Source organism: Draconibacterium sediminis, from assembly GCF_000949475.1.
GTDB classification, from domain to species: Bacteria; Bacteroidota; Bacteroidia; order Bacteroidales; family Prolixibacteraceae; genus Draconibacterium; species Draconibacterium sediminis.
This window is the reverse complement of sequence record NZ_JRHC01000001.1, coordinates 25,945-42,435: the sequence shown is the minus strand read 5'-3', so window position 1 is coordinate 42,435 and position 16,491 is coordinate 25,945. Positions and strand designations below refer to the sequence as shown.

The window sequence follows — 16,491 nt, the reverse complement described above, 5'->3', positions numbered from 1 at the left end:
TCCAGTTGTTTGTTAAAACTGATGGGCAAATATTAAATCTGACTTGTATCCGGCCGAAAACAAAAAGAATATTTTTTAGTTTGTTATTTTTCCGGTTAAAGCGATCTCTGCAACAATTTTCAGAATCTGCTTGGTAGTAAAAGTCTATTTCTTGGGGTATATTTTTGATATAGCCCATTTCCATACAAGAATAGAAAAACCCGTATACTGATCATATACGGGTTTGTTTTTATATAGTCGATCGATATTTTGTGCTCAGTTACAAAAACAGCTTTTCCACTTTTTGTTTCACCTCTTCTTCGTTCGGATTGATGTCGAAAACGATTTCAGGTTTTAAATAGAACAGCTCATTTTCGGCTTTGAATTTTTCTTCGCCGCCACCTGTAATATTCAGCATTATCAGGTCGTCCTTTTTTACCGTACCGTCTTTAACTGCTTCAATTAAAGTAGCAGTTGCAATAGCCGATGCCGGATGAATATCATTGCCTTCGGTTTTCAGGAATAATTCGCCCGCATGGGCAGCTTGTTCGTTCGATGCCAGCAATACTTCGCCGCCAGCATCTTTCATCGCGTCAAATAATCCTCCGGCAATTGGGTATGGAGGTTTACGATTCGATAAAACTTTAGCAACAATTGCTTCCACCTGCTCGCGGGCCAGGTTATCATCCAACGATAGCATGGCACGTGAGTCCGCTTTCCAGGCATCGTGAATAGGTGTAAACGGCGTATTCTGCGAAACCATCAGTTTCATTTTTTTGTTGCCGAATCGTCCGTCTTCTATCAAACGCAGGTTAGCTTCCCAGGCTGCAATGGCTCCGGTTCCGCTACCAATGGCCTGAAAATAGTAATCAGGAATTTCGCCAATGGTTGTAGTTGCCGAAAGCATTGTAGTTGCCATTCCGTCGCGGCGGGCAACGTTTTTTGCACCACCTTCAGCCACAAAACCTTCCATTCCTGCCACGATATTCGACAGGTGGATGGCATCGAAATAATCACTGCCAGATTTGCTGCAAATCAGTTTTACGCAATCGTTAATCGGAGCGTCAAACCAAAGTGCACCGATATTATCTTCTGGAACACAGATTAGAAGTGGAATATTGTTTTCAGAACAAACTCTTGCAAAAGCACGTGAAGTATTTCCGGCCGAAGCCACCACCAGGGTTTGTTTCATATCTTCGGTCATTCGGCCGCAAACCGAGTAAGCTTCGGTTTCTTTAAACGAAGCCGTTTTCATGTTTGTGCCTTTTTCGGGCCAGTAGCCGCTAAAGGTGATCCAAAGATTTTCAAGACCCAGTTCTTTTGCCAAACCCTCGCTTTTATAGGTCACCGGTGCCGACGAACCTTCCAGCATTCTGCCAATTGGCAACCAATCGGCAAATTTGTACAAGCCCCACGAATCGTCTTTTACGTCAATCTGTTTTTTATCGTAAATAGCACGAATTAATGTTGGTTCGGCCTCACCCGGAGCATCCAGCATCCAGCCTTCATCTTTAAACTCCTTGCCTGTTTTAAACGATTTCAGGATGTATTTTGTGGGCGAAAAATCTTTGCTCATTCTACGTCTGTTTTATTTTAAGAAGGACAAATGTAGAAAATGCAGACATAAAACAAGCGAAAAATGTTAATTCTTAAAGTCTGAATAATAAACTTATTGGTAACTTTAGGCAATTCAACAAAACCTAATACTGTGAAAAAACTATTCCTGTTTCTGAATCTTCTTTTTTGTTTCACTTTTGTATCTGAAGCAAAGATTTATCCAACACAACTTACTTGCGAATACCTTAATAACCCTGTGGTTGTAGATGTGCCTCAGCCGCGTTTGGCATGGATAAATGTAGCCGATGAAGGGGAAAGACGACAGCTTCAAACAGCCTTTCAAATTCGGGTGGCTACGTCAACGGAAAAGCTTGAGAATGCTGACTTATGGGATAGCGGCAAAGTGAAAAGTGTAGCATCTAACCGCATTAAATACGATGGGAAAAAACTGGTTTCCCGCCAGGATTGCTGGTGGCAGGTGCGCGTGTGGGATAAAAACGATGAGGTTTCGGAATGGAGCGAGCCTGCAAGCTGGCACATGGGTTTGTTGGAAGAAAATGACTGGCAGGCAAAATGGATAGGCGTACCCTGGCAAGGCGAAGAAGCTCTGCCAAAACCGAACTCACCGGCTGTAGATTTGCCGGAACAGTTACCTCCGCCGGCGCCACTTTTTCGCAAAGAATTTAAGGCCACAAAACAGGTGAAGAAAGCTGTGGCTTACGTTACCGGACTGGGTTATTTCGAACTTTATCTGAACGGCAAAAAAGTTGGCAACGATGTGTTGGTTCCCAATCAAACCAATTATGGGAAGCGCCCGGCACTCACGCAACAATACATTCCACTGGACGATAATTTCCGGGAATACAAAGTGATGTATCTGGCTTATGATATTTCGGATCAACTGGTTTCCGGAGCAAACGCTTTTGGGGCGATTCTTGGAAACGGGTTTTATAATCCGGCCAAACATTGGGCATTGGGGTATGGTTCGCCGCGTTTATTGTTGCAGGTTCATGTGACTTACACCGACGGTACCGAGGAGGTTATTATAAGCGATGAGAGCTGGAAGGTAGCAAAAAGCCCCATTTTAATGGATATGGTTTATTACGGCGAACATTACGATGCGCGTTTGGAACAAAACGGTTGGTGCTCGCCGGGTTTTAACGACTCGACATGGGAAAGTGCTGTTTTAAGAAAAGCTCCCGAAAGCAAGTTGACGGCACATACTGCACACCCGGATAAGGTTTATGAAACGCTTCACCCGGTGAGGATAGAGAAAATGTACAACGGAAATTACAAAGTTGATTTTGGTGTTGAAATTTCGGGCTGGGTGCGGCTGAAAAATGTGGAAGGCCCTGAAGGGCATAAAGTTGAGATCAAATACCTGTCGAATACCTTCTCGGGCGATAATTCGTACATTTTTAAAGGCGTTGGCAAAGAAAATTATGCAGCCCGTTTTAACTGGTTTGTTTTCCGCGAAGTGGAAATTGTAAACTGGCCGGGCGTGCTGGAACCCGAAAATATATGTGCTGAGGCGATAAATACCTACATCGAAGAATCGGCCCATTTCGAAACATCAAATCCGCTTTTTAACGAGGTGAATAAGATTTGGAAACGCAGCCAGACCGATAACATGCACGGAGGAATCGCCAGCGACTGCCCGCACCGCGAACGCTCGCCATACACAGGCGATGGCCAGGTGGCGTGTGTTACTGTGATGCATAATTTCGATGCACAAAACTTTTACTACAAATGGATCCAAGATATTATCGGCGCTCAAAATGTCGAAACCGGTTATGTACCAAATGGCGCACCGTGGCAACCCGGTTGTGGTGGCGGAGTTGCATGGGGAGCCGCAGTAAATATTATGCCCTGGGAGTTTTATGTGCATTACGGCGCGGTGGATATGCTGGAAGAAGCTTACGAACCGATGAAAGAATATGTGCGCTACATGCAAACCTGGGTGGATGATGAAGGAATAATGAACTCGCAACGACTTGGTCTTGACGGCAATGTTTTGAAGTGGTTTAATCTGGGTGAATGGGTTACTCCGGGCGACCTCCCTGCTGATAGCCTGGTACATACTTTCTATTTTTGGCGCTGTGCCGATATTACAGCAAAAACTGCTGAGGTGTTGGGAAATAAAAAGGAAGCAAAAAAGTATACAAAGCTGGCAGATGATACAAAAAAAGCATTCCACCAGCGGTTTTACGATGTGGAGAAAGGAACATACGGAAACTCGGGAGCCAATATTTTTGCGTTGAAAATGGGTGTTCCGGAAGCTGAATATCAACGTGTAATAAAGGCGCTGAAGGAAAACATAAAAAAGAACAAAGGACATTTGGATACCGGAATATTTGGTACTCAGTTTTTCTTTGAAGTGCTAACGGAAAACGGAATGCACGACCTGGCTTACGAAGCCATGAATAAAAAAGAGGAGCCTGGTTATGGACGTTGGTTAACACTTGGAGCTACTACCAGTTGGGAGCATTGGGATACCGGTGGTTCGCACAATCACCCGATGTTTGGCGGTGGTTTGGTTTGGTTGTATCGTCAGTTGGCAGGTATGCAGGCCGATGAAAAAGATCCTGGTTATCGACATATTATTTTTCATCCGCAGCCGGTTGATGAAATGGAATTTGCCAAATATTACAACAAAACACCTTACGGAAAAGCCGGAATAAAATGGGAGCAGAAGGAGGGGAAATTGAATGTTGATATTACGGTTCCGGTTGGATGCATCGCGACAGTGATTTTGCCGGCGGCGGATTTTGTTGCCGACGGAGAAACGCTAGGCACTAATGCTGATGTGAAGGTTATATCGCAAGCCCAAAACGAACTGGTGCTGGAAGTTGGATCGGGTACTTATAATTTTAGCAATTTGTAAAACAAAATCGCCTTATGAACTGGAAAAAACTCATCATTACAATTTTTAGAATTGCCATTGGCTGGCACTTTGTGTACGAAGGAGTAGCAAAACTGGCAGACGGCAACTGGAGTGCTGCCGGATATTTATCCAGCTCAACAGGACCATTGTCGGGTTTGTATCAATGGATGGGAGGTTCTGATGCTATTATGAGTGTGGCAGATCCGCTCAATATTGCTGCTTTAATTCTTATCGGACTGGGGCTAACGCTTGGTTTGGCGATTCGTGTTTCTGCGGCTTCGGGCATTGTTTTACTGTTGCTGTACTACTTTGCACATCCGCCATTTGGTGGTTCGTTGCTGGCCAATACCGAAGGAAGTCTGTACATCGTAAACAAGAATGTGATTGAAGCACTGGCTTTGCTTGTTTTGTTGGTTTTAAAAGAAAAAGGCTGGGGCTTGTATGCATTGCTGATTTTCCCGAAGAAAAAAGAAGCGGGTGAAGAACCGACCGGAGTAAAATCGCGAAGAGAAGCTTTAAAAAACCTGGCAACGATTCCTGCTCTGGGTGTTTTAGGATTGGGAGCTTTTAACGAAACACAAAAATTTGGTGTCGACACACTTTCTGGTGCTACAATAAAAGTTGGCGGTGCTGATATAAAAGAATTAAAAGGTGAATTGCCGAAAGGCAAGATCGGGCCGCACGAAATAAGCCGTTTGGTAGCCGGAGGAAACCTGATTGGCGGTTGGGCGCATTCGCGTGATTTGCATTATGTGCCTTCGCTTTTCCGAGCTTATAATACCGAAAAGAAGATCTTTGAAACACTGATGTTGGCCGAGGAAGCCGGGATTAATACCATTAATATCGGGTTTCCTACAAATGCCACCATGCAGAAGTACAAGAAGTTGACCGGTAGTAAAATTAAGGTGATAACGCAGGTGCACCCCGATGCCGATAACAACGACTACGTGGTAAATATCAATAAAGCCATCGATTTTGGTGTAGATATTATTCAGGTTCAGGGGAACTGGTGCGATTGGCTGGTGCGCGACAATAAACTGGATAAAATCGATCTGATGCTAAATCATATCCGCGAGCAGGGCTACACTGCCGGGCTGGCTTCGCATACGGTTGATTCACTGATTGCCTGTGAGGAGCAGGGAATTATCCCGGATTATTACATGAAAACCATGCATCACGACAATTACTGGTCGGCACACCCGCGCGAGAACCGCTACCCGTTTGAAGTGGATGGCAAGAAATATTCCGATCACAACCGGTTTCACGATAACCTGTTTTGTTTGTACCCTGATAAAACGGTTGACTTTGTTAGCCGCGCCACCGTTCCGGTAATGGGGTTTAAAGTGTTGGCTGCCGGAGCTATTCAGCCCGAAGATGGATTTAACTGGGCCTTTAAAAATGGTGCCGATTTTATTTGTGTGGGCATGTTCGATTTCCAGGTGGTAAACGATGTAAACATCACCATCGATACGTTGAATAATCTGCAAGGGCGCACAAGAAAATGGTATGGCTAAACCTTTTTTTAGTTTCCGCTAATAATTTGGGCAATTTCTGAGTTTTCAATTTGGTTTGGTGTTAAGTCGCTGAGATTAACTTCAACGCGCAGTGACCGCAATCCTGATGCTCCTGCCAAATCTTCCAGTTCCACATCTTCAATGTTGTTGGTTAGTAAACCCTTTGCAATCATGTAGTCGATGTACTTTTTGTAATCTCTTATTTCATCGGCATGCGAGTAAATAACAGCAATTTTTCCCGGTTGGGTTACCCTTTCTTTGGAGCCTTTAATCCGCGCTTTATCAATGCGTTTTTTGGTAATCTCGTAACGTATGTTGTAGGCACCTGCTACGTCAAACTTTTTCTCGTCCTGCCTGAAAGCAATACTCAGTGGATTGGAATGAACCAAAATGAGTTGTGTAATATCGAGCTTTGTTGCCAGCCGGGGTTGCAGCAATGTTATCCTACGTGCAATTTTAACTTTTACAAGCAGTTGCCACAAGCGAATATTCTTCAAATAAATGTCGTTATACGTTAATCCTTTTACCAGCGACTGACCAATATAAGCGTTGTATTCAATGCCATCGGTACGGTATTTTTCAAAATAATGCGGAAAAACTTCCTGGGCTTTTACCTGCTCGGTTTCAATTATTTCACTAACCTCTTGGTTAATCAGCGTCAGGCTTTCCTCAAATTCTTTCCGCTTTTTATACACTACATTCAGGTGCGGATCAAGCGAATTAAAATAGTCTGTTACCGGTTCTTCAAGTTCTGAAAAACGGTCTTTCAGCAAGCCCAAAAAAGGATCAACTTCTTTTGTCAGAAATTCAATAAGAACAACTTCATCTCCGGCTTTTAGTCCGTTTTGAACGGTATCGATATTTTGCTGGATGTTAAAACAGAGATCATCAAGCAAAGGCATTTCTCTAATTTGGCGGGCAAAGTCCAGAATTTCACGTGCATGTTTTAGTTGCTCCGAGAGGTCGGCCCGGATAGCGAGGTTACGTTCCAGCGATGAACCGCGTACATCGGAAGCGCCGTAAATAGGCACCACATCGTTGAAAACAATCGATTCAACCGCCGTTTTCCCACCGTTCTTGTTTTCAGAAAGAAAGTGACCAACCGCTTCGCGAAAACGCCACTCAACAGTGGGGTGAATAGCCGTGAACTGATCCTGTATAACCGCTCTGATTTTGTCGTTCCATTCTTCTTTCGATCGTTTCAGGGCCAGCGCAAAAGTGGGGAATACATCGTAAAGTCGCTTTACTTGCATCATACTTATGCTGTTTGGTTTTGTACAGGCAAACTCCAGCATTCCAACCGGAGTTTTGTCGATAAACAGCGGAACAATTGCCAGGCTTCTGATGCCCGCATCCAGCAAATTCTGAATAACAACATCCTGTGGTAATTTTGTAAGATCGGGTGTGTTGATGATGCGGTTTTCTCTGAACGCCTGTTCGTAGATTGTGCCCAGATACTGATCGCATTTCAGCTGCGAGCGGGGAATAATGGTATCCCAAATGAGGTTCAGATTCATGTTTGCATCTTCATCGGGCGCCACTGCCATTCCGAATTTTAACTTTGGATTGTCGAACAAGGCACGCATCCGTTTTTGCAGCACTTCAAAACCTTCGTTTGTTTCAATGGTTTTTTTGTCAAGCAAATCGGTTTTCAGCTGCGAAATCACAAAATCCTGCGTAATATCAATCAGGTTGAAATGAATAAAGCCCGAAAATTCAAAATTCTCCAAGGGAATTATCTCGTTCCACAACTCCAGATCCTCGGTGTTATCCAGCAGTTTGGTAATGTCTTCCGATGAAAGTTTTGCGTGCTTTTTTAATTCACGTACTTGTACATAATCGGTTGTTACTTGTTTTCGGATGTACTTAATGTAGCCTTCTTTTGTGTCGGCAAGCCGATAAGTGAAAGGAAGATCGACGTCGATTTTATAGTTGTAAAATTTCTCGAGTATCAACAGATAAGCCTGATACAATTTAGAAATCAGCGAAAGATCCTGCTCGCCCCCTTTGGCAATTTCAAGTAATTTATGTGAGCAGCTAAGGCTGTTTTTCATTAAATCGGTGGCAAAAAATGGTTCTTGCCCAAACGGAGCAGTGCATGCTTCCATGCTGTTTTGGTGGCGCAACGGATTTATTACAAACACCATCAATTGATTCACCAGATCCTTGTTTTCATCAAGCAGGGTGGTGTTGCGTATTGGTTTTTTTAGCTCAGGAACCCTGTTCAAAGCATTCAGCGTGCTATTTGCCAGATCTTTCATCGGGTGATTGGTCATCACTCCAATTCGCTCGATATCCTTTATAAGTAGTTCAAAACTAAGTACTGAACGAAAGGGGATTTGAGAGAATGGGCAATTAATCTGTTTTTCTGTTTTCATCGGGTTGATTTGAGTAGGATGAATATATTGTTCTAAATGCTTTCGAGAAGAATAACGTTTTACTACTTGTGAAGGTTCTGTTGCCTGCAATTTCATGTCGGATTACGGAGCAAAAATACGGCAATAAAAAAACAGGCAATCGGAATAGTGCTCCAATTGCCTGTTTCCCAGCGCTGAATGCGATAAGGTTTGCGCGAATAAATTCTTCAGATCATTAATTTCTGAATCCGCTTTCCGGCACCTTGTTAAAACGCCTGTTCATTTTGTGTTCACCATCAACATATATCTCCATCACATAACGTCCATCCTGCAAATGACGCAGGTCAACACCGGTTTGAGCATCTTTAATGTTGGTGTACTCATGTGTTTCAATGTATTCGCCATCTTTTGTAATGCGCACTTTTAGTGTTGATGGTTTGTTGGTGGTGGTATAAATAGTGGCGTAATCTTTAACCATGCGCGGGTAAATATTTACCGACAGGTGCGAAATTGTGGTGTCCACCTTAAAATCGTCATCAGTTTTAAAGGCATAAAACTGTCCGTTTCCGCAGTCGCTTTCAAATAAATGGATGAGGTTTCCTTCGGTATCTTTTAAACGTAAACGCCCGTAACCGGCATCGGCCAGAAACCAAAACTCCAGTCCTTCGCCAGCAGTATCTACCAAATTCAGGAAATAGTTGCCTTCTTCCAATTCAAGAGTATCGATGTAAGTTGTGGCCGAATCGAGCATTTCTGGTGTTTTGGAATAAACAGTGTCGTAGCTGCTGCTAACAACATGCACCCAGTTATCCTCGGGTTTGTTGTTGGTCATAAATTCCACCACAAATTCCGATGGGATTGTCGGGATGCTTTCAAACTCAACATTCATATTGTTATCGCCATCCCATTCGTCTTCTTTGCCATTGGGTTCTTCCAGAATTACAGAAAAGGTGTTTAAACCTTCCTTCATATCTATTTCTCCCGGCAACGAAATAATAGCAGCTTCATAAAAACCAAGGTTGCCTTTCCATTGATAGGTTTTCTCTTCAAATCCTTTAGTTGAATAAATGATCTTCAGCTTTTTTAAATCGCGACTACCCAGGTTTCGTATTTTGATGAGCGGGCTGAAACCGCGAGGATTAAAACGGTTGTAATTGTCTTTCCGGTTTGGTGCAATAATTTCCTCAATGGCCACATCGTTTTCTTTATTTGGTGTGGCATATTGGAATAGGAACGAAGTGATTTGCTCGCGGGGTTGATCTTTGTTAACGGCCGTAAACGGTTCCATATCGAGGTCGAGTTCGTGGCTTCCTTTTGTCAGGGGAATATCAACCACATCAGGCACTTGCAAGTCGCCGGGGCACCAGTAAGCACGATCGAAAATCCAGGTACCACCCTGCGGATATAGCGGATTATTGCCACAGTCTTTCCACATGTCGCGGTGATCCACCACTTCTCCGTCGAACTTTAACTCGCGCCAACGGCTGCAAAATTCGCTGCAACCGCTTGGTTCATCCATTCCGTGTCCGGTATGCTGAATGCGAAAACGTGCAAAATCAGCATTTTCGTCAGTAGAAATCGTTTTTGGCGAAAGCTGTTTTTCAATGGGATCTTCCGGATCGCCATAACGAAAATTGCCGTCCCACATTTTTTCAACAGAAATAAAATCGGCCACCTGCGGGCCAAAAGTAATGTCGAAATCAAGGGTTAAATCCCAACCCAAATCGGGCGATTCGTAACCCGAGTGAATGTATTCAATCTCCACACTGTCACGCAAAAAAGCCTGAAAGTCGGTAACATCAATACTCCAGGTGTAACTCCAGCCTTCTTTAAAATTGCTGCCGTACGGAGTTAGCATACGGCCAATTTCGTAGTCGATCATTTCGCCGTTAACTCCTCCTTTTCGCAAAATCTTCACGCGGTCCATATAATCCCAGTGGGCAATGGCACGGTCCTCGGGATAGGCAAGTGTCAGGTTTAAAACGATTCTCCTGATTTCTTTGTCAGCTGAAGGAAATTCACCCCACTTTACAAAACTTTTAACGCCTTGCGACGGATCAGTATTAATCAGGACTTTGTTGTGTGTAACTACGTTTGTGGGCTGTGCCAGCAATTGCTGTGCTGCAATAAGTAGCGTTAGAAATACAATAAGTTTCTTCATGGATTGTTAGCTGAACTAGTTAGATAAAATAAGTTGAATGTCTTGTGTGGGCGTGTTTTCAGTAACCAAAGTAAATTCTTGTTTGATCTGTTTTTCAGGATTCGAGACCACAAAGCGGTAGTTGGATTCCTTCTTCAATTTTAACTGAAGGAACTGGTTCATGTCGTCGGTTTTACGTGGCGAATAACCAAAATTGATGTTTTTATCGCCTTCAAAAACGTCAACCCGGCAACTCAGTCGTGATTCGCTAACAGATGTGTCTTTATCAGCAAAAACAACGATGTTGGCCATCAATTCGTTGTCATTCAGTTTACTGTTTTTAATGGATTCCTGATAAATATCGATGTAACGTTGAGTTACGTTATGTCCCCAAATGTACGGCGCAATGTCCGTTGCCTCATTTTTCATTTCTTCAAATCGTGGCCGTATGTGCTCGGGCAGTTTATTCGTATCAACCACCTGCATAATGTAAGGGGCGTCAACTGCTGCATAGTATGGCATTCCGGTTGGTTTGTACGAAGCAGCATAAATCCAGTGCAGCATGTTGTCGGGATCGGCTTTTCCCGCGTCGGCAACAAACCACGATTGATTTAAGGTATCAGGATAATATTCAATAAACTGCCACTTGCCATCAATCCAAACTTCGCTCCAGGTGTGGTTTCCTTTGTAGTTGGTCCACATAGCGGTGCCGGCAAGGCGCGAAGGAATTCCAACAGCGCGGTAGGCATCGGTAAGTAAAATCGACAAACCTGTGCAGGTGGCCATGTGTTCTTTCATGGCTTGCAAAGGGCTGATGTCTACTTTTGAACGTTTGGTGTTGTATTCCACATCCACTTCGTCTTTAATATTGCGGGCAATCGACATAATGGCCTCAACCATATTGTCTGAATTATCGGCGTACTTGGCAAAACGTTCGTAAAAGTCTTTTCGCCACACATCGCGATCTTCCGAAACGTTGGCGTATGGAAGTACCTCGTTAAAAAACACAGAATCCGGGAGGTTGTTGCACCAGTCGTATTTCTCGCGAGCCTTGTAGGCATAATCTACATTTTCGAGCAGAAAGTCGGCCGTTAATGTGGTAAGATCACGTTCGGGCATGTAACTGATCAGAAATGCCATACCTTCTTTTTGTTCTTTCGCCGATTCTGCCAAAGCTTTTTCCATTTCGGGAGCATTGTCGCCGGCTTTAATCAGCGCTGAGTCTAAAAGCGAATGATACTGTTGAGGAATGTTGGGGTAGTTGGTTGTGCACGACCACGTAAACAGTAGTAGAATGCCAATGAGATAAAGTTTGTTCATTTTATGATTATTAAAATATTTTAATAATGCAGTAAAGCTAGTAAAAAAAATTATTTACTTAGTACGAATGAAATAAACCAATCCTGCTTTTACTTTAAAAAGAGGATATTATCTCAGAAATGAAGCGAAAATGAACTGATTTTTATTTCTCAGCCAGTTGAATAATGTCTTTTGGTTTAATAATTACGGAAGAATAGCCATACAGTGCCGCATTGATCATCGCTTTGCCAACTTGCGTGGTGTTTACCACGGCATTTGGCGCCACCGCTTTAAATAGTCGCACCAGCCACATAAAATAATCGTAGACAAACTGGTAGGCCTTGGTTCGCGATTTAATTCCGCGCAAGGGAATGATCAATCCCGGGCGAAACATAAAGGCTTGTTTAAATCCCAGTTTAATCAGGTCGTTTTCGGTTCGGCCTTTTACACGCGCCCACATTACTCTGCCTTTTTCTGAGGAGTCGGTTCCTTCGCCCGAAACATAAGTGATTGTCATTTCCGGGTTGAGCGGGAACAATTCCCTTGCAAGCGAAAGCGTATAGTCATAAGTGACCTTTTTGAAATCGTTTTCTTTCATCCCAACCGAACTGATTCCCATACACAGGAAACAGGCGTCGTAACCGGCAAGTCGCGCTTTTACTGTTGAGAAATCGGAAAAATCGTTGTGAATGAGTTCTTCCAGTTTCGGGTGTGAAGTATCAACCGGATTTCTTCCGATTACCAAAACCTTTTCAACGGCTTCATGATCGAGACATTCGAGTAAAACACCTTTTCCTACCATCCCGGTGGCGCCGGTAATAATGACATTCATATTATTCGGGTTTTAGTTTCAAAATTACGATTTCGCTTTTGGTTCCTACGCGCATTGGCGGGCCAAAAGTGCCCACTCCCTGCGAGGTATAAATGCGGGTTCCTTTGTAATCGCCCAGTCCTTTGTTGTATTTGTAAACCATGCTCACAACAAAATTAAACGGGAATAACTGACCGTTGTGTGTGTGCCCGGCCAGGTAAAGATCAACACCATGTTGATTGGCAAACTCAATTCCATCGGGGCTGTGATGCAGCAAAACAGTTGGTTTTCCGGGGAAAAGGTTTAGTTCGTCCAAAACGGAACGGATGCTTGGCCGCTTCCTTCTTTCAGGAATTTCCTGTTGGCTGTTATCAGCCCGCATATGGTTAAGACCAATAATTTGAATCTGGTTAAAATGGGTCACCTCGTTTTCCAAAACGGTAACGCCAATTTCACGCAGATTATCTTTCACTTCTTTGGCGCCCGAATAACCATCGTGGTTTCCTTCGATAAAATAAACCGGCGCATTCATTTGTTTTAACGGCTCCAGACTTTTGCTGTTTAAGCGGATTTTGCCATCAAAAAGGTCGCCGGTAATAAAAACCACATCCGGGTTTTGGGCGTTGGTTTTGTCTACTATTTTTTGCAGTGTTTTTGGCCCCCAGAAATGCCCGATGTGAACATCGGAGAGATGAGCAACCTTAATTTCGCTCGTTAGCCCTTTCATCGGAATTTCTACTTCGCTAATTCTTCGGTACTGAGCGTTAACAATTCCGGCAGCAGTAATAAAAACAGCCAGCGAAAGGGCGGAGATTCCCAACAATCGGGGAACTGATTTTGTAAAAATATTCACCAGATCGACAACCGCAACCGAAAGTAACAGATACAGTAAAAAGCCCATTACTATCGATGCCGCTATGTAGATTATATTACCAAAAGCCGCCTGTGTATTGGTGGTTGTGGCAATGCCGGCAATCATAAACACGGTTAAGGCACCAAAAGTTATATAAAGGTAACGCGTTGTTGGCAATTCAAAATAGAACGAAAATCGTTTAGCCAGGTACATATTCGCCCCAACCAGAAATGCGATAAAAACAATAAATATTAACCAGGGAAATATCTGTTTCATAGTTTATTTGGGTTGTTGCATGCTTTTTACAATTTTTAAAAGTAGCTTTTTGGGCATAAACGGAATTCCCGAGATCATTATTTTTTGTGCTGTCGTTAATCCCGACACTACGTCGATTTTTCCTTTTAGCATCGCGTTATAGCCGGCTTCGGCAACTTTGCGCGCGCTTGCTGTTTTTTTGAACATCGCTGTTTTGTCCATTCCCGATGAGGCGCCAAATTCGGTTTCGGTGGCACCGGGCATCAGGTTGGTAACGGTAACATTGGTATCGGCAAGCTCTGCTGATAGGGCATTGCTGAATGAAGTCACATAAGCTTTTGTGGCAAAGTAAACCGCTTGCAAAGGGCCGGGCATTAAACTGGCCGTTGATGAGGTGTTCAGAATTTTACCGGAGTTGCGCGCTACAAAATCGGGCAGGAACAAGCGGGTCATGGCAGTTAGCGAAGTAATATTCAGATTGATCATGGCCATGTGTTGTTCGTAATTCAGCTCGTGGAAAACGCCAACTCCTCCAAAACCGGCGTTATTAATCAGGATCTCTGTTTCGATGCCTACCTTTTTAATTTCATCGTAAACTTCTTTTGGCGATTCGGGCAAACCTAAATCTTTCGCAATCACATAAACCTTTATGGAGTGTTTAGTTTCCAGCTCCTTTTTTAGTGCTTCCAGCTTGTCTTTGCTTCGGGCAACAATTACCAGGTCGCCGCCTTTTTCGGCATGTATGTGGGCCAGCTCCCGGCCAATTCCGGTAGATGCACCGGTTATTACTGCAACATTCTTCATCTGCTTTTTATTTTTTATCTGTTTAATGAACGTTTAAAGTTTTCTGTATAACAACGATAAAGGTCTGAAAAATCCTGGTCATATTAAGAATGTGTCTTAATAAATGTTAAATTAAATTACTGAATATGAGTGAACAAAATAGGTTGATTTTTCTTAACTTATTAAGGTTTTAAAAAGATCTAAATCAACAAATATGAAAACAACATTCGTACTTTTTACAATTTTCATTCTCTCTTTATCGCTTACCGTAAACGCTCAGGATGGCGCACTGCTGTATGGGCAAAACTGTGCTTCGTGCCATGGTGCCAATTTGGGCGGCGGAAATGCGACAAGTTTGGTTGACGGAATCTGGCAGTTTGGTGCCGAGAATGGTTACGTTTTCCGAAATATAAAATTTGGAATTCCGCATCTGGGAATGCCCTCATACGAAGCAACGCTCAGTGATGGAGATATTAATGCTATCATTTCGTATATCCGCGAGTCGGAGAATAAGGTCGGGGCCAAAAAACCACCGATTGCCAAAGAAATGGAAACGATGGATTATAAAATGGATGTAGAAATTTTTGCCGAAGGACTGGAAGTTCCATGGGCAATTGATTTTATGGATAAAAATACAGCTTTAATTACGGAACGCCCGGGAAGGCTGCGAATAGTGAAGAATGGAATATTGCTGGATGAGCCGGTAAAAAATACGCCGGAAGTATTAAACCAGGGGCAGGGTGGTTTGATGGATGTTGCAGTTGATCCCGACTTTAAAGAAAATGGCTGGATTTATCTTGCCTACAGTCATGTATTAACAAGCGGTTACGATGGAAACCGGCCGCCTGCAATGACACGTATTGTTCGTGGAAAAATTGAAAATAACAGCTGGACCAACGAGGAAGTGTTGTTTGAAGCTCCGCATGATACCTACCGAACCACACGCCACCACTATGGTTGCCGTATTGTTTTCGATCCGGAGGGCCATTTGTTTTTTGCCATTGGCGACCGTGGTGCCGGTTACCAGGCGCAGGATTTTACGCTGCCAAACGGAAAGGTACATCGTATTTTCAAAGACGGAAGTATACCGGAAGATAACCCATTTGTTAACGAAGAAGGCGCAATGAAATCGTTGTTCTCGCTGGGTAACCGAAACATCCAGGGAATGGCCGTCCATCCGGAAACCGGAGAGCTTTGGACAACCGAACATGGCCCCTTGGGCGGCGACGAATTGAATCGGATAGAGTCGGGGAAAAACTACGGTTGGGAAACCATTACCTATGGCAAAAACTACAACGGAACGATTATAACCGAAGAAACGCACCGGCCTGACATGGAACAGCCCAATTTATACTGGCGGCCATCTATCGCAGTTTGCGGACTTGATTTTTATCGGGGAGATCTTTTTAGTAAGTGGAAAAACAAGTTGCTGGTTGGCGCTTTAAAATACGAAGAGGTGCGTTTGCTTCAAATTGAAGGTGATAATGTTATTCATGAAGAAGTAATTGTAAAAAATCAGGGACGAGTACGCGATGTGTCAACCGGGCCGGAGGGTGCGATTTATGTGGTGCTGAATAATCCGGGAACTGTGATTAAATTAACTCCACAGTAAGAAGATAATAGTTCGCTTTAACTAACAATATCATCGAGTTTTTCCTGGTTTTGCATCAGGTCGGCAATTGTTGTTGCTTGCAGGTATTTAATGATCTGGTTGTTCAGTTCGCCCCAAAAACCCTGGGATGCGCAAATACCCTGTCGTTTGCAGGTGTAGTTATGCGACAGACAATCGACAACACAAATACCGGGCTCAAATGCATTATGAATATCGTAAATCGTAATTTCTTCGGGTTTGCGGGTTAAAATGTAGCCACTGCGTCTTCCGCCGGCTTTGCTTACCAGTCCTGCAACTTTTAGCGAATTTATAATGTGGTCGAGATACTTGTACGAAATGTTCTGGTTGGCAGAAATATCTTTCTGATAGATTCCGATTTCAGGATCGCTCTGAGCTATTTCAAGAATAGCCCGCACACCATATCTCGTTTTCGTGCTAAATTTCAAG

The 16,491-nt window shown here is 43.5% G+C and carries 11 protein-coding genes; 3 read left to right on the top strand and 8 right to left on the bottom strand.

What is annotated here, in order from left to right; translation table 11 throughout:
- Nucleotides 1-259: 259 nt before the first annotated feature.
- Nucleotides 260-1,555, bottom strand: a complete 1,296-nt coding sequence (locus tag LH29_RS00155) for a cysteate synthase (RefSeq protein WP_198152311.1) — start codon at nt 1,553-1,555, stop codon at nt 260-262.
- A 132-nt stretch (nt 1,556-1,687) separates the two neighbouring features.
- Here LH29_RS00155 and LH29_RS00150 point away from each other — a divergent pair, with 132 nt between their 5' ends.
- Together LH29_RS00150 and LH29_RS23470 are read left to right on the top strand one after the other, a co-directional pair.
- Nucleotides 1,688-4,420, top strand: a complete 2,733-nt coding sequence (locus LH29_RS00150) for a family 78 glycoside hydrolase catalytic domain (protein ID WP_082063533.1) — start codon at nt 1,688-1,690, stop codon at nt 4,418-4,420.
- A 14-nt stretch (nt 4,421-4,434) separates the two neighbouring features.
- Nucleotides 4,435-5,934 carry a DoxX family membrane protein gene (locus LH29_RS23470; RefSeq protein ID WP_052670459.1) on the top strand — a complete coding sequence of 500 codons (1,500 nt, stop codon included), beginning with the start codon at nt 4,435-4,437 and terminating at the stop codon, nt 5,932-5,934.
- Nucleotides 5,935-5,942: 8 nt separating this feature from the next.
- Here LH29_RS23470 and LH29_RS00140 read toward each other — a convergent pair whose 3' ends face one another.
- The 6 genes from LH29_RS00140 to LH29_RS00115 form a co-directional block, all read right to left on the bottom strand.
- Complete coding sequence (locus LH29_RS00140; protein WP_157493508.1) at nt 5,943-8,312, bottom strand: GAF domain-containing protein; 2,370 nt, start codon at nt 8,310-8,312, stop codon at nt 5,943-5,945.
- Between the two features lie 214 nt (nt 8,313-8,526).
- The gene (locus LH29_RS00135; RefSeq protein WP_045025519.1) at nt 8,527-10,452 is read right to left on the bottom strand and encodes a peptide-N-glycosidase F-related protein; all 1,926 of its coding nucleotides are present in this window, start codon (nt 10,450-10,452) and stop codon (nt 8,527-8,529) included.
- Between the two features lie 15 nt (nt 10,453-10,467).
- On the bottom strand, nt 10,468-11,751 hold the full coding sequence (locus LH29_RS00130) for a transglutaminase-like domain-containing protein (protein WP_045025516.1): 1,284 nt from the start codon (nt 11,749-11,751) through the stop codon (nt 10,468-10,470).
- A 142-nt stretch (nt 11,752-11,893) separates the two neighbouring features.
- Nucleotides 11,894-12,562, bottom strand: coding sequence for an NAD-dependent epimerase/dehydratase family protein (locus LH29_RS00125; RefSeq protein ID WP_045025513.1), 669 nt, complete (start codon nt 12,560-12,562; stop codon nt 11,894-11,896).
- Between the two features lies 1 nt (nt 12,563).
- Nucleotides 12,564-13,670 carry a metallophosphoesterase gene (locus LH29_RS00120; protein WP_045025511.1) on the bottom strand — a complete coding sequence of 369 codons (1,107 nt, stop codon included), beginning with the start codon at nt 13,668-13,670 and terminating at the stop codon, nt 12,564-12,566.
- A gap of 3 nt (nt 13,671-13,673) precedes the next feature.
- Entirely contained in the window at nt 13,674-14,453 is a 780-nt protein-coding gene (locus LH29_RS00115) for an SDR family NAD(P)-dependent oxidoreductase (RefSeq protein WP_045025509.1), read from the bottom strand.
- 193 nt (nt 14,454-14,646) lie between these two features.
- Between LH29_RS00115 and LH29_RS00110 the strand changes: the two genes are divergently transcribed.
- The gene (locus LH29_RS00110) at nt 14,647-16,044 is read left to right on the top strand and encodes a PQQ-dependent sugar dehydrogenase (RefSeq protein WP_045025507.1); all 1,398 of its coding nucleotides are present in this window, start codon (nt 14,647-14,649) and stop codon (nt 16,042-16,044) included.
- A 17-nt stretch (nt 16,045-16,061) separates the two neighbouring features.
- Here the strand turns inward: LH29_RS00110 and LH29_RS00105 are convergent, their stop codons facing one another.
- Nucleotides 16,062-16,490, bottom strand: coding sequence for an RrF2 family transcriptional regulator (locus LH29_RS00105; RefSeq protein WP_045025504.1), 429 nt, complete (start codon nt 16,488-16,490; stop codon nt 16,062-16,064).
- Nucleotide 16,491: the final 1 nt, after the last annotated feature.